14 protein-coding genes are annotated in these 13,754 nt (G+C 68.2%); 3 read left to right on the plus strand and 11 right to left on the minus strand.

Annotation, left to right across the window (positions count from 1 at the left end):
- Positions 1–6 precede the first annotated feature (6 nt).
- From ureG to ACEN9H_RS16940, 10 genes are all read right to left on the minus strand, one after another.
- Positions 7–618, minus strand: coding sequence for an urease accessory protein UreG (gene ureG, locus ACEN9H_RS16895; protein ID WP_056131442.1), 612 nt, complete (start codon positions 616–618; stop codon positions 7–9).
- A 13-nt stretch (positions 619–631) separates the two neighbouring features.
- The gene (locus ACEN9H_RS16900) at positions 632–1,297 is read right to left on the minus strand and encodes an urease accessory protein UreF (protein WP_413671341.1); all 666 of its coding nucleotides are present in this window, start codon (positions 1,295–1,297) and stop codon (positions 632–634) included.
- The gene (gene ureE, locus ACEN9H_RS16905; protein ID WP_413671342.1) at positions 1,294–1,794 is read right to left on the minus strand and encodes an urease accessory protein UreE; all 501 of its coding nucleotides are present in this window, start codon (positions 1,792–1,794) and stop codon (positions 1,294–1,296) included. Before ureE ends, ACEN9H_RS16900 begins: the two co-directional genes overlap by 4 nt.
- 15 nt (positions 1,795–1,809) lie before the next feature.
- Positions 1,810–3,510 carry an urease subunit alpha gene (gene ureC / locus ACEN9H_RS16910; protein ID WP_413671343.1) on the minus strand — a complete coding sequence of 567 codons (1,701 nt, stop codon included), beginning with the start codon at positions 3,508–3,510 and terminating at the stop codon, positions 1,810–1,812.
- Positions 3,510–3,815, minus strand: coding sequence for an urease subunit beta (locus ACEN9H_RS16915; RefSeq protein ID WP_413671344.1), 306 nt, complete (start codon positions 3,813–3,815; stop codon positions 3,510–3,512). The genes ureC and ACEN9H_RS16915 overlap by 1 nt, the downstream gene beginning before the upstream one ends.
- Before the next feature lie 7 nt (positions 3,816–3,822).
- Complete coding sequence (locus tag ACEN9H_RS16920) at positions 3,823–4,125, minus strand: urease subunit gamma (protein WP_371763482.1); 303 nt, start codon at positions 4,123–4,125, stop codon at positions 3,823–3,825.
- A 9-nt stretch (positions 4,126–4,134) separates the two neighbouring features.
- A complete protein-coding gene (locus ACEN9H_RS16925) occupies positions 4,135–4,959 on the minus strand; it encodes an urease accessory protein UreD (RefSeq protein WP_413671345.1) in 825 nt (274 codons plus the stop codon).
- Between the two features lie 256 nt (positions 4,960–5,215).
- Positions 5,216–5,377, minus strand: a complete 162-nt coding sequence (locus ACEN9H_RS16930) for a hypothetical protein (protein ID WP_156133696.1) — start codon at positions 5,375–5,377, stop codon at positions 5,216–5,218.
- Positions 5,378–5,468: 91 nt separating this feature from the next.
- The gene (locus ACEN9H_RS16935; protein ID WP_413671346.1) at positions 5,469–7,121 is read right to left on the minus strand and encodes a SulP family inorganic anion transporter; all 1,653 of its coding nucleotides are present in this window, start codon (positions 7,119–7,121) and stop codon (positions 5,469–5,471) included.
- A 14-nt stretch (positions 7,122–7,135) separates the two neighbouring features.
- Entirely contained in the window at positions 7,136–8,572 is a 1,437-nt protein-coding gene (locus ACEN9H_RS16940) for a diguanylate cyclase (RefSeq protein WP_413671347.1), read from the minus strand.
- Between the two features lie 147 nt (positions 8,573–8,719).
- On the opposite strand from ACEN9H_RS16940, the gene ACEN9H_RS16945 reads away from it, so the two are divergent.
- From ACEN9H_RS16945 to ACEN9H_RS16955, 3 genes are read left to right on the plus strand one after another with little or no spacing between them, the layout of a single operon-like run.
- Complete coding sequence (locus ACEN9H_RS16945; protein ID WP_413671348.1) at positions 8,720–9,691, plus strand: SDR family oxidoreductase; 972 nt, start codon at positions 8,720–8,722, stop codon at positions 9,689–9,691.
- Positions 9,692–9,712: 21 nt separating this feature from the next.
- On the plus strand, positions 9,713–10,807 hold the full coding sequence (locus ACEN9H_RS16950) for a Ku protein (protein WP_413671349.1): 1,095 nt from the start codon (positions 9,713–9,715) through the stop codon (positions 10,805–10,807).
- Entirely contained in the window at positions 10,808–11,104 is a 297-nt protein-coding gene (locus ACEN9H_RS16955; RefSeq protein ID WP_307168578.1) for a hypothetical protein, read from the plus strand. It begins immediately after the preceding gene.
- A gap of 56 nt (positions 11,105–11,160) precedes the next feature.
- On the opposite strand, the gene ligD is transcribed toward ACEN9H_RS16955, so the two are convergent.
- Positions 11,161–13,752 (minus strand): DNA ligase D, encoded by a 2,592-nt coding sequence (ligD, locus tag ACEN9H_RS16960; protein WP_413671350.1) that lies wholly within the window; start codon positions 13,750–13,752, stop codon positions 11,161–11,163.
- Positions 13,753–13,754 lie beyond the last annotated feature (2 nt).

A 13,754-nucleotide genomic window follows, 5' to 3' on the forward strand; every position in this document is an offset into this window, starting at 1 on the left:
TCCCTTTCACTGGTCAAGTAATCCCTGCTCGCGGATGAAGCAAACGACGGTGTCCACGCCCTCGCCCGTGCGCAGATTCGTGAACACGAACGGCCGCGCCCCGCGCTGGCGCTGCGCGTCGCGCGCCATCACGTCCAGGTCGGCGCCCACGTGCGGCGCGAGGTCCGTCTTGTTGATGATGAGAAGATCGGAGCGCGTGATGCCGGGTCCACCCTTGCGCGGAATCTTTTCGCCGCCCGCCACGTCGATGACGTACAGGGTGAGGTCCGACAGCTCGGGGCTGAACGTGGCCGCGAGGTTGTCGCCGCCGGATTCCACCAGCACGAGTTCCAGTGCCGGAAAGTCCGCCTGCAGCCGCGCGATGGCCTCCAGGTTGATCGACGCATCCTCGCGGATCGCCGTGTGCGGACACCCGCCCGTCTCCACGCCCATCAGCCGCTCGGGCGGCAGCGCGTTCGCGCGCAGCAGAATTTCCATGTCTTCGCGCGTGTAGATGTCATTGGTGATCACGGCCATGTCGTAGCGGTCGCGCATGCGCCGGCACAGCATCTCGCACAGTGCCGTCTTGCCGGAACCGACCGGTCCGCCGATGCCGACCCGCAGGGGATTCGATGTCATTGCTTTACCTCTTTCAGGAACGGTACAACCGCCCATGCTGCACTTCGTGCCGCATCGACAGCATGGACAGGCCGGGCGACCAGTTCGACAGGTCCGCATCGGGCAAGGCGCGGGCCGTCACGGCCGCGCGTTCGAGATCGGGCCGCAGCGACAGCAGCAGGCGCTGCCCCGCCACCTGCCCCAGCGGCACCGACTTCACGCACACGAGCACCTGGTTCTCGGCCCACGCGAACAGCATCGCCAACACTGCCTCTTCATGCGGGACGTCGAGGGCGTCGACGGCGCATGCGTAGGCGGCCGGCAGCGTCACCTCGTCGCCGAGCAGGCTCACGTCGGCCACGCCCAGTTCCGCGATCAGCCGCGTGAGCGAATAGCCCATCTGGACGGTCTCGGCGCGCGACTCGGCCGTGTCGCGCGACGCGAGGAAGCAGGCGCTCCACTCTGCAATGGCCGCGGTATCGCGCGCGGCGAACGCGCTCAACAAACGCCACAGCAGCGGCGCGTCCCAGCGCGCCAGCACCTCGTCGAGATAGCGCACGAGCCACGCGTGCGCGCTCGCCGCATCGTGCACGCGGCCTGCCTCGATGGCCGTCTCCAGGCCCTGCGAATAGCTGTAGCCGCCGATCGGCAGCGCCGGGCTCGCGAACTGCAGCAGGTGCAGCAGGCTCGCGGCGTTCATGCGTCCGCCGGCCGGTGGATCTTCTGGCGCAGCGGCACGGGCGCCAGCAGGCCGCGGTGATCGTGATGGCCGTGGCCGCCCGCATACGCGCCCGCTTCCGGTTCGAATTTCGCCTGCTCTTCCTCGACGTGCGCGCCCAGGCCGACCACCATGTCCTTCAGCACCGGATCGACGCGGATCCGCAGCCAGCCCGCGCCGACCTGCGTCTGCGTGTGGCGGTTCCCGAGGTGGAAGGCGCATCGCGCGAGCAGCGTCGGGTTCGCGCAGCGCACGAGATACGTCGGCTCGGGTGCGGCGACGACCCGCACGACGCGTCCGTCTTCCCCCGTGAGCAGGTCGCCGTCGCGCAGCACGGCGCCGCGTACGAGGAACAGGGCGACTTCCTCGCCGGATACGAGCCGCGCGCGCTGGCGGCACCTTTCGCGCTGGTCGTACGGCAGCTCGAGCAGGTCGTGGACGGTGTCCGCGTGGGCGATCTTCGTATGCAGTGACATCATGATGGCTCCGGATGATCAGAACAGGAAATACCGCTGCGCGAGGGGCAGCACCCTGGCCGGCTCGCACACGAGCAGGCGCCCGTCGGCGCGCACCTCGTACGTTTCCGGATCCACTTCCATGTGCGGCGTGGCCCCGTTGTGGACCATGTCGCGCTTGCGCAGTCCCCGCGTGCCGCGCACCGGGATCACGGTCTTCGCCAGCCCGAGCCCGCGCGCGATACCAAGGTCGAATGCGGCCTGCGACACGAACGTGAACGATTTGCGGAGCCCGCCGCCGAACGCACCGAACATCGGGCGATAGTGCACCGGCTGCGGCGTCGGGATCGATGCGTTCGGGTCGCCCATCAGGCTCGCCGCGATCATCCCGCCTTTCAGGATCATCGACGGCTTCACACCGAAGAACGCGGGCCGCCACAGCACGATGTCGGCGATCTTGCCCGGCTCCAGCGAGCCCACCGCATGCGAAAGACCGTGCGCGATGGCCGGGTTGATCGTGTACTTGGCCACGTAGCGTTTTACGCGCGCATTGTCGCTGCGGGACGTATCGCCTTCCAGCGGGCCGCGCTGCACCTTCATCTTGTGCGCCGTCTGCCACGTGCGCGTGATGGTCTCGCCCACGCGGCCCATCGCCTGCGAGTCGGACGACATCATCGAGATGGCGCCCAGGTCGTGCAGGATGTCTTCGGCGGCGATGGTCTCGCGGCGGATCCGCGATTCCGCGAACGCCACGTCTTCCGCGATGGCGGGGTCGAGGTGGTGGCAGACCATCAGCATGTCGAGGTGCTCGTCCAGCGTGTTCACCGTGTACGGGCGCGTGGGGTTCGTCGACGACGGCAGCACGTTGTCCTGGCCGACGGCGGCGATGATGTCCGGCGCGTGCCCGCCGCCCGCGCCTTCCGTGTGGAACGTGTGGATCGTGCGGCCCTTGAACGCGGCCAGCGTGGACTCCAGGAAGCCGGCCTCGTTCAGCGTGTCGGAATGCAGCGCGACCTGGATGTCCATGCGCTCGGCGACCGAAAGACAATTGTCGATCGCGGCCGGCGTGCTGCCCCAGTCCTCGTGCAGCTTCAGGCCGACGGCACCGGCCTCGATCTGCTCTTCGAGTGGCCGCGGCTGGCTCACGTTGCCCTTGCCGAAGAAGCCGAGGTTCATCGGGAACGCGTCGGCCGCCATCAGCATCGCGTGGATATGCCACGCGCCCGGCGTGCACGTCGTCGCCGCGGTGCCGACGGCGGGACCGGTGCCGCCGCCGAGCATCGTCGTGATGCCGGACATCAGCGCCTCGTCGATCTGCTGCGGGCAGATGAAATGGATGTGCGTGTCGATGCCGCCCGCCGTCACGATCATGCCCTCGCCCGCGATGATTTCCGTCGCGCCGCCGATGGCCAGCGTCACGCCCGGCTGGATGTCCGGATTGCCGGCCTTGCCGATGGCTGCGATCAGGCCGTCCTTGATGCCGATGTCGGCCTTGACGATGCCCCAGTGGTCGACGATGACGGCGTTCGTGATCACTGTGTCCATCACGTCCGCGCGCACACGCTGCGACTGGCCCATGCCGTCGCGGATCACCTTGCCGCCGCCGAATTTCACTTCCTCGCCGTAGATCGCGTAGTCCTTTTCGATCTCGATGACGAGCGCCGTGTCGGCGAGGCGGATGCGGTCGCCCGTCGTCGGTCCGTACATATCGGCATACGCCTGGCGGGAGAGCGCGGCCATCAGACGCCTCCTTCCACGCGGCCCTGGAAGCCGTGCACGATGCGCGCGCCGCCCAGGTCGACCAGTTCGACGGTCCGCCGCTGGCCCGGCTCGAAGCGCACGGCGGTGCCGGCCGCGATGTTCAGGCGCATGCCGCGCGCCTGCTCGCGTTCGAACTGCAGCGCATCGTTCGCTTCGTAAAAATGGTAGTGCGAGCCGACCTGCACGGGACGGTCGCCCGCGTTCGCGACGACGAGCGTCACCGTGCGGCTGCCCGCGTTGAGTGGGATGTCGCCATCCTCGAGGAAGTATTCGCCGGGGATCATGGGGCGCTCACGGGATCGGGTTGTGGACGGTGACGAGCTTGCTGCCGTCCGGGAACGTGGCTTCGACCTGGATGTCCGGAATCATCTCCGGCACGCCATCCATCACGTCCGCGCGCGTCAGGATCAGGGTGCCCTCGCTCATCAGCTCGGCCACGCTGCGGCCGTCGCGGGCGCCTTCCATGATCGCGGCCGTGATCAGCGCGACGGCTTCCGGGTAGTTCAGCTTCAGGCCGCGCGCGCGGCGGCGTTCGGCCAGCAGCGCCGCCGTGAAGATCAGCAGCTTGTCTTTTTCGCGTGGGGTCAGGTCCATGGCGATCCTTTACGTTTTCCAGATGCGCGGCGGCGTGGCCGGCCGGTCCAGCAGGTACGGCCGCAGCACCGTCCAGGCCCCCGTCAGCGCGGCACGGGCCCGTTCGCTGTCGTCGCCGAGGAAGCGCGCCACGAACACGTGCTTCACCTGGCTGACGGCGAGACCCGGATCGACGGCGCGCACCGCGTCCTGCAGACCCGCGGGCACGGGCTTGCCGACGGCGACGAGCGTCGCGCACACGCCGTGTCCATCCATGCCCAGCGGACTCGCGAGCAGCGCGGGCGTGGCGCCGCCCTGCTCCCGCCACACGGGCCGCCCGCCGACGCGGATGCGCGTGCGCTGCCCCACGCGGCCGCGCGTAAAACGTTCGCCGGACGCGCGCCGGCCGAAGCACAGCACCTCGCTGCCGATGTAGACGGCGCCCGGGGCCAGGTCGACGTCGTGCGCGAGCATCACGTCGGCGTGGTCGTACACGATGGTTTCCTGCGGCAGCCATTCGATCGCGGCGCCGGGACCGGCGGCCAGGTGCACGTCCTGGCGCGATGTGCGGCCGTTGGCGCGATACCACTTCGCGGCGCCGGGCGACGTGGCCAGCACGTGGCAGCCCGCCGGCACGTCGAGCGCGATGTCGAGCCGGTCGCCGCCGACGATGCCGCCGGGCGGATGCACGACGATCACGTGGCAGGCGCCAGGGCCTTCCGGGTACAGCGCCTTTTGCACGCGCAGCGGCCCGCGGTGCTCGCGTCGGACGAGCCGCGTGCAGCCGCCGTCACGGGCGAAGCCGAGGCGCAGGGAGGCGTGCCAGGTGGTGCAAGTTGGGTCGTCAAAGGGCATACCCGATGAGTTAGCACGATGCGTGCCACTCGCGGGACGGAGGAACCGGTGGACGCGGCGCACCAGCACGGCACCTGCGGCACCGGAACGGTGCAGGCGCACGCCCAGATCAGGTGATCAATATGATTTCGGCAATATCAAAGGTGAAGCCGGCAGACGGCCGCGCGTGGCGACCAGGGAGGGGGAAACAGAGGGTGTCCGCGGGCCCGACCGGCGAAGAATGCCGGTCAAGCGGGCGAACCGGGGCTGGAAACGATCAGCGGCGGCGGCGCAGCGGGCGGGCGATACGGACCGGACGCAGGGCGCGTTCGCGGTCGGCGGCGCGCTTGTAGGCGGCCAGTTCGAACGTCAGCGCCAGGGCGATGCCGGCCGGGACAGCGGCGGCGAAGCCGAGGGCGAGCAAGGCGACGGTTGACAACAGAATAACGATAGTACTTGGGCGCGGCATGATATCCACCTTTTCTCTAAAACCGTGGTTCCATCCTGCCACAGCTGGGATTTGCTTGCAATCACGTGTCGTGCCGTGCGAGGGCATTCCAGGCATTTGCTGTACTTAAAAAGAGACGTCCGCTGAGCTCACTCAACAAAGTCGACGCGCGCAGACGGTCCAGCACCGGCCCCTTGACCTCGGCCAGGTGCAGCCGGACGTCGCGCCGGGCCAGGGCGCGATTCAATTCGAGCAACCCGAACAGCGCCGAACTGTCGATGGCGTTCACGGCCGACAGCACGAGCACGAGATGGCGCGCCTCGCGGTGCGCGGCCAGTTCTTCCTCGATGCGCTCGCTGACCGCTTCGATATTCCCGAAGAACAGCCCCGCGTCCACGCGCAGCAGCAGCAGGTTCGGGTCCGTCTCGGCCGCATACCGGTCGATGTTGCGGAAGTGTTCAGTGTGCGGAATCCGGCCCAGCACCGCGATGTGAGGCCGGCTCTCGCGCCAGATCATCGTCCCCAGCGACAGCAGCAGCCCCAGCACGACGCCCGCCTCCACCCCGAGCAGCAGGACGCCGCCGCTGGTGGCCAGCAGCGCGAGCGCGTCGGCGCGGTCGTAGTGCCATGCGGTGCGCAGGGTCGACCAGTCCAGCAGGCCGAGCACGGCGACGATGATCGTCGCGGCCAGCACGGGCAGCGGCAGCAGCGCGAGCCAGCCGGTGGGCAGCACGAGCGCGCCCGCGAGCAGCGCCGCCGTGATCACGCCCGCCAGCTGGGTGCGCGCGCCGGCCGCGAAGTTCACGGCCGAGCGCGACAGGCTGCCGGTCACGGGAAAGCCGCCGGACAGCGCGCTGCCGACGTTGGCCAGGCCCAGCCCCACGAGTTCGCGGTTCGTGTGCAGCTTTTCCGCGCGTTTCAGGGCCAGCGTCTGCGCACCCGACATCGCGATCAGGAAGCTCATGAAGCCGATCAGGAGGGACGGTTTCAGCAGTTCCTGCCAATGCGCAGCGGACGTCGCCAGGCTCAAGCCCGGCAGCCCGGACGGCACGGCGCCGATCACCTGCACGCCCATGCGGTCGAGGCGCATTGATGCCACGAGCGCGATGCCGCCCAGGACGAGCACCATCGGCGCCAACCGCGAGGTGACGTCGGCCGCGCCGGACGGCATGCCGAGCCGGCGCAGCAGCGGCGCCAGCCAGCGCCGCGCGAACAGCAGCAGCGCGATACTCCCGACGCCCAGCGCGGCGCTGGGACCGTGCACGTGGGGCAGCGCGCCGCCCAGCAAGGTGCGCACCTGCCCCAGCGAGATGACGACGGCGGAGCCCAGCGTGAAGCCGCTCATCACGGGACGCGAGAAGAAGTTGGCGAGGTAGCCCACGCGCAGCAGGCCGCACGCGAGCAGCACGGCCCCGGACACCAGCGCCAGCTGCGCCGCCAGCATGCCGTACAGCGCGCTGCCGGGCGATGCGAGGGGCGCCAGCGCCGACGCCGTCATCAGCGAGATGATCGCCATCGGCCCGACGGATTGCGAGGAACTGGTGCCGAACAGCGCGTACAGCAGCGGCGGCACGATGCTGGCATACAGGCCCGCGACGGGCGGCAGGCCGGCGACCAGCGCGTAGGCCATGCCCTGCGGGATCATCATCATGGCCACGACGATGCCGGCACCCACGTCGCCCGCGAGATCGCCGCGGCGGTACGCCCGCAGCCAGCCGAGCAGCCGCGGAGTCATCGACACCATGCTGCTCACTGCATCGCCAGTTCGACGCAGTTGCGGCCCGCCCGCTTGGCGCGCGCGAGGGCGGCGTCGGTGCGCTGCGTCAGCGAATCGCCGCTCTCCTGCTCGCCCAGCTGGGCCACGCCGAGGCTCACCGTCACGTGGTCGCAGCCGGGAATCTCCGCCTGCTCGATCGCCACCCGCACCTTTTCCGCCATTTTCAAACCGTCGATGGCGCTCGTGTGCGGCGCGATGATGTGGAATTCCTCGCCGCCCGAGCGCACGAGGATGTCGCTGGCGCGCAGCACGGCGCGCGTCGTGTCGGCGACGGTGCGCAGCGCCACGTCGCCGACGGGATAGCCGTAGGTGTCGTTGACCGCCTTGAAACGGTCGATGTCGAACGACAGCAGCGCGAGCGGCACGCGGTAGCGGCGGGCGCGCTTGATCTCTTTTTCCAGCAATTCCTCGCCGTGGCGGCGGTTCGCGACGCCGGTCAGCGCATCCGTCGTCGAGATGTACGTGAGGCGCGCCGTCAGGTGTTCGTTTTCCTGGCCGATGGCGACGAGGCGCAGGCCGAACGCGGCCAGGCGCGTCACGTCCTGCAAGGTCGCCCACTCGTCCGGCGTGAGTGCACGTGCGGCGCCGAACAGCAGCGACAGCGCGCCGCGCGGCGTGCCGGGACCGTCGGCGGGAATGGGCAGGCCCAGCGCCATCGCGACGCCGTGCGCGCGCAGGCCTTCCGCCAATGCCGGCTCGCCCGATTGTTCCGGGACCTCGATCAACGCCGCCGTGCCGCCCGCCGCGGCCAGCAGGCCGGGGAATGCGTGGCGCAGCGGTGCCTGCAGGAGGCGGTCCGTGCGCTGCAGCAGCGCGCCGAGCAGCAATCCTTCCGGTCCCTGCTGGGCTTCCAGTTGCAAATCGTTGCCGTCCTTGAGCAGGAAGACGCCCGCATGCAGCACGCCCGGCCACGCGCACAGCGCGGCGCACAAGGCTTCGGACAAAGTATGTGCATCTTCCGCCTCGTCCAGCGCGGCCTGCACGCGGGCGCGCAGGTCCAGCAGGGTGCGCAGGCCGGCGGCGTCGCTCGCCGGCGCTTCCGGCTGCGCGCGGCGCGTGCCCACCGCGGCGCGCAGCGCGGCCGCGTCGAGCGGCGTGACGGCATAGTGCACGGGGCCGTGCGCCATCAGCGCGGGCAGCCAGGCGGCACCGGCGAACGGACACAGCAACAGCACGGGTGCGCCGGCGCGGCGGGCGACGAGGTCGCTGAGGGCTTCCGCGTCGATGCTGGGCTCGAATCGGTCGAGGTCGATCACGAGCAGGTCCGGCTGCTCCCGCGCCATCAGGCTCGCGGCGACGTCGGCGCTGTCGGCCAGGTACAGGCGTGCGAACAGGGAGGCGCAGGCGTCCCCGAATTCGGCGCGCCGTTGCGCCATCGGACTCAGGTATATCGCGGTCTGCTCTAGCATGAATCACCTCTGGAATACTTTGTTACGCTAACAAGTTTGCCACAAAGCACCTGTAACAGCCAGCAAATGCGCGCAATGTGTGGAAGCGCACCGTCAGCGCGTCCTCGGGGCGGGAATACTGGCGGAATCATGCACAAGGAGAGCACCATGGCAACACAGGACGACGCAGCGAACAAGCAGAAAGCCATCCAGAACCGCCAGGACCAGCACGACGCCAGCATGCAGAAGGGTGACCAGGGCTCGGGTGGCGCGGCCCAGACGGGGATCCAGCAGCCCAGCGGCGACTTCCCCGCCCAGCACCTGGCCAAGCCGGGCATCGAAGCCCAGATGGAACTGAAGCCGAAGTTCATGGCCGAGCACTACAAGGGCAGCGGCAAGCTGGCCGGCCAGGTCGCCATCGTGACCGGCGGCGATTCCGGCATCGGCCGCGCCGTCGCGATCCTGTTCGCGCGCGAAGGCGCCGACGTCGCGATCCTGTACCTGAACGAACACGAAGACGCGGCCGAGACGCAGCGCCTGATCGAGGCCGAGGGCACGAAATGCGTGACGGTCGCCGGCGACGTCAAGGATATGGAATTCTGCCAGCAGGCCGTCGACCAGATTGTCGCCAGGTGGGGCCGCCTCGACGTCCTGGTGAACAACGCCGCGTTCCAGGAACACGCCGAGTCGCTGCTCGACCTGACGGAAGACCGTTTCGACGAGACGATGCGCACGAATATCTACGGCTACTTCCACATGGCGAAGGCCTGCCTGCCCTATATGAAGCGCGGTGCCTCGATCATCAACACGGGCTCCGTGACGGGCCTGAAGGGGTCGAAGAAGCTGCTCGACTATTCGACGACCAAGGGCGCCATCCACGCCTTCACGATGTCCCTCGCCGCCAACCTGCTGGACCAGGGCATCCGCGTGAACGCCGTCGCGCCCGGCCCCGTGTGGACGCCGCTGAACCCGGCCGACCAGTCGCCGGAAGACATCACCAAGTTCGGCCAGAGCACGACGTTCGGCCGTCCCGCGCAGCCGGAAGAACTGTCGCCGGCGTACGTTTATCTGGCGTCCAACGTCTGCTCGGGCTATGTGACGGGCGTCGTGCTGCCGATCACGGGGTCGGTGGGCGAATAATTCTCATCCAGGGAGCTCAAAATGGCACGCAGCATGTGGAAGGGTGCGATCAGCTTCGGACTGGTGCACATCCCGGTCGAGATGTATCCGGCGGCGAGCGACCAGGGGCTCGACCTGTCGATGCTCGACCGGCGCGACTTCGCGCCGATCGGCTTCAAGCGCTACAACAAGGCCACCGGCAAGGAAGTCTCCTGGGACGACATCGTCAAGGGCTACGAGTACAGTGACGGCGAATACGTCGTGCTGTCCGACGAGGACCTGCGCCGCGCCAACCCGGAAGCGACGCAGACGATCGACATCATCGCGTTCGTGAACGCCGAGCAGGTCCCGCTGATCTACTACGAACAGCCCTACTACCTCGCGCCCGGCAAGGGCGGCGACAAGGTCTATGCGCTGCTGCGCGAGACCCTGCGCGACGTCGGCAAGATCGGCATCGCCAACGTCGTCATCCGCGTCAAGCAGCACCTTGCCGCCCTCGTCTGCGTGGGCGACACCATCGTGCTGAACACCTTGCGCTACCCGGACGAGATCCGTCCCACCGACGAGCTGAAAATCCCGGCGGCGGACGCGAAGGCGGCGCAGGTCACGGAGAAGGAATTGCAGATGGCCAGGGCGCTCGTCGAAGGCATGAGCGAGAAATGGAAGCCGCAGCAGTATCACGACACGTACCGCGAGGACGTGATGGCGCTGATCAAGAAGAAGATCGCCGCCAACCAGACCAAGACGCTCACCGAACCGGAGCCGGAAGAAGAGAAACCCGCCAAGTCAAACGTCATCGACCTCGTCTCGCTGCTGCAGGCCAGCCTGGGCAAGAAGCCGGCCAAGGCCGCCGCGGCGGACGATGACGACGACGACGAGCCGCCGCCGTCGCGCAAGTCGAGAAAACCGGCGAAGGACGACGGGGATACCGACAAGGACACGGGCAATCGGCCGCCGCCACGCGCGCGCAAGGCGCCTTCGCATGCGGCCACGCACGCGAGCGCAAAACGTACGACGGCGGCCAAGTCGGCCGCGACGAAAACGGCGACGAAGACGGCGGCAAAGAAAACCGCCGCCAGGGCCGCGGCGATACCTGCAGCCAAAGCGGCGCCCGCGCGGCGCAGGAAGGCCGCCTGAGTGGATGTCGATACGCTGCTGGACCTGCTGCAATGGCCCGCGATGGCGGTCACGCTGGTGGCCGCCTTTCTCGTCGGCGCCCGTCACGCCAGGAAGCGCGTGATCGGGTTCTGGACCTTCATTCTCAGTAACGTGCTGTGGATCGTGTGGGGCGTGCACGACGAGGCGTGGGCGCTGATCGCGCTGCAGGCCGGCCTCGCCGCGATGAACGTGCGCGCGATCTTCCGCAACGAGCAGGGGGATCCGGTGGACGATACCCCGACACGTCGTTCCCGCGAAAGCGGGAACCCATACTGAGCCACTTATGTAGACTCGGCATGGATCCCCGCCTGCGCGGGGACGACGGCGTCTCCCTACTCTTTCTTTTCCGCCTTGAACCCCAGCGCCTTCATGGCCTTGGTGAGCGTGACCGCGCTCTTGTCGTAGCCCGCCCACGGCGCATTGCCCTCGTCCAGCCGGGTATGCACGTTCTTGACGGTCCAGTGGCTGCCCGACTTCAGCTTCGGCAGTTCTTCCCAGCGCACCGGCACGGAGATGCCCAGGCCGGGCCGCGCGCGCGCCGACCACGCGGCCACCGTCGTCGCCCCGCGGCCGTTGCGCAGGTAGTCGATGAAGATGCGGCCGACGCGATTCTTCGCGCCGCTCTTGGCGGAGAAGCGGTCCGGGATCGTCTTCGCCAGGTGGGTCACGATCGCGCGCGAGAAATCCTTCACCGTGTCCCAGTCCAGCCTGGGCTTCAGCGGCACGACCACGTGCAAGCCCTTGCCGCCGCTCGTCTTGAGGAACGGGTTCAGGCCCAGCTCCTGCAAGAAGGCGCGCATCAGCTGGGCCGCTTCCCGCACCTTGGAAAAGTCGACGCCCTCGCCCGGGTCGAGGTCGAACACCATACGGTCCGGCGTGTCGTAGTGTTTCGCCGTCGCGTTCTGGCTGTGGATCTCGACGACATTCCACTGCGCGCTGGACAGCAGGCCTTCGATCGTCGCGATCTCCGTCATGCGCGGGTGGTCCGGGTCCAGCGCCTGGTCCATCTGCGCGACGCCGGGCATCTTCGCGGTGTCGACGACGTGCTTCTGGAAGAACAGCTCCTTGCCCACGCCATCGGGCGCGCGCACCAGCGAGACGGGGCGGCCCTTCAGGTGTTCCATCATCAGCTCGCCGACGAGCGCGTAATAGCGCACCATCTCGACCTTCGTGACGCCGCTCTCCGCATCCATCACGCGGTCGCCGTGCGTCACCTTGAACGTGGCGGGAAGATTGCCCGGCAGGCCGCTCTGTGGCTCGGCCTTCTTCGTCGTCCGCTTGCGGGTGGGTTTCGCATTCTCCACGGGGACCTCCTGCATGTGCCTGGGCAGTTCGCGCACGACGCTCCTCGCCGGCTTGTCCTTGCGCAGGCCCTGGAATACGGGGTGGCGGATGGAGTCGGTGGCCGTCCACTCCGAGAAGCTGACTTCCGCGACCAGCTCCGGCTTCACCCAGTGGTTCGTCCGTCCCGGCACGGCGCGCGGCGGGAATGGATTCTCGTCCGTCTCGATCGCTTCCAGCACCTCGCGCATGTGGCGCAGCGATGCGCCGTTGAACCCGCTGCCGCAGTTGCCCGCGTAACGCAGCACGCCATCCTTGTCGTAGTAACCGAGCAGCAGCGAGCCGATGCCCGTGCGGGCGCCATGCGGATCGGTGTAGCCGCCGATGACGAATTCCTGGCGCTGGCCGCATTTCAGCTTGATCCACTCGGGCGAGCGGCGCGTGACGTAGCGCGAGTCCTTGCGCTTGCCGATCACACCCTCCAGCCCGATCTGGCACGCGGCCACGACGAGCTGCGCGGGGTCCGTGCCGAATTCTGCGGAGAAGCGCACCGTGTCCGACGGCCGCGCCGCCAGCGCCTCCTGCAGCAACGGACGGCGCTCGTCGAGCCGCACGTCGCGCAGGTCGTAGCCCTTGAGGTACGGGGCGTCGAACAGGAAGTAGACGATCTGCGCGCTGTTGGAGCCGTCGAAGGCCAGCTGCAGCAGGTTGAAATTCGGCTTGCCGTTCTCGTCGTGGACGACGATCTCGCCGTCGTACCAGCCGTCCGGCAGTTTCATCCGGCGAATCTCCTGCTGCAGCGGTTTCAGCTTGTCGGTCCAGTCGTTACCGTTGCGGGTGACGAGGCGGACGTCCTTGCCCTGCACGCGCGTGACCATGCGGTAGCCGTCGAACTTGATCTCGTAGATGTAGTTCTCCGGATCGGCGGGCGGGCCGTCGACGAGGGTCGCCAGTTCGGGCGTCAGCGTCTCGGGCAGCTCGGCCTTGACGGCGCCGGCGGGCATGGCGCCGCGCTTTGCCTGCGCCGCCTTTTTCGGCGCCGGCTTGTCTGCCTTCAGTTCCTCCACCTTCGCCTCGGCGCCATGCTCCGGCATCGGCAGGTCCTTCACGCTGTCGGGGAACTCGTCGACGACGGAAAACTCGGCGGCCGGTTTCGCGTACTCGTCGTTTTCCTTGATGAGCAGCCACGGTTCCTGCTTGTCGTCCTCGTGGCCGCGCAGGCGCACGAGGACCCAGCGGCCGTGCATCTTGTGGCCGTGCATCTCGAACTTGATCTCGCCCTTTTCATAACCCTGGCGCGGGTCGCCGACGGGTTCCCACGTCCCTTTATCCCAGATGATGACCTTGCCCGCGCCGTACTGGTGCGGCGGGATCGTGCCTTCGAAATCGGAATACGAGATGGGGTGGTCTTCCACGTGCACGGCCATGCGGCGGTCGTGGGTGTCGTAGCTGGGGCCTTTCGGTACGGCCCAGCTCTTCATGACGCCGTCCAGTTCCAGACGGAAATCGTAATGCAGGCGCGAGGCCCAGTGCTTCTGGATCACGAAGGTGAGGAGACCTTTGCTGGCCTCCCCACCCTCTGCGGGCTCGGCAGTGATCTTGAAATCGCGCTTGGCCTTGTACAGCTTTAACGGGTCGGGCATGG

Origin of the sequence: Massilia cellulosiltytica (genome assembly GCF_047325105.1) — a bacterium.
In the GTDB taxonomy this organism is placed as follows: domain Bacteria; phylum Pseudomonadota; class Gammaproteobacteria; order Burkholderiales; family Burkholderiaceae_D; genus Telluria; species Telluria orientalis.

Coding starts and splice junctions, on each gene's coding strand:
- ureG (WP_056131442.1), bottom strand. CDS start 618: ATGACATCGAATCCCCTGCGGGTCGGCATCGGCGGACCGGTCGGTTCC.
- ACEN9H_RS16900 (WP_413671341.1), bottom strand. CDS start 1,297: ATGAACGCCGCGAGCCTGCTGCACCTGCTGCAGTTCGCGAGCCCGGCG.
- ureE (WP_413671342.1), bottom strand. CDS start 1,794: ATGATGTCACTGCATACGAAGATCGCCCACGCGGACACCGTCCACGAC.
- ureC (WP_413671343.1), bottom strand. CDS start 3,510: ATGGCCGCGCTCTCCCGCCAGGCGTATGCCGATATGTACGGACCGACG.
- ACEN9H_RS16915 (WP_413671344.1), bottom strand. CDS start 3,815: ATGATCCCCGGCGAATACTTCCTCGAGGATGGCGACATCCCACTCAAC.
- ACEN9H_RS16920 (WP_371763482.1), bottom strand. CDS start 4,125: ATGGACCTGACCCCACGCGAAAAAGACAAGCTGCTGATCTTCACGGCG.
- ACEN9H_RS16925 (WP_413671345.1), bottom strand. CDS start 4,959: ATGCCCTTTGACGACCCAACTTGCACCACCTGGCACGCCTCCCTGCGC.
- ACEN9H_RS16935 (WP_413671346.1), bottom strand. CDS start 7,121: ATGACTCCGCGGCTGCTCGGCTGGCTGCGGGCGTACCGCCGCGGCGAT.
- ACEN9H_RS16940 (WP_413671347.1), bottom strand. CDS start 8,572: ATGCTAGAGCAGACCGCGATATACCTGAGTCCGATGGCGCAACGGCGC.
- ACEN9H_RS16945 (WP_413671348.1), top strand. CDS start 8,720: ATGGCAACACAGGACGACGCAGCGAACAAGCAGAAAGCCATCCAGAAC.
- ACEN9H_RS16950 (WP_413671349.1), top strand. CDS start 9,713: ATGGCACGCAGCATGTGGAAGGGTGCGATCAGCTTCGGACTGGTGCAC.
- ligD (WP_413671350.1), bottom strand. CDS start 13,752: ATGCCCGACCCGTTAAAGCTGTACAAGGCCAAGCGCGATTTCAAGATC.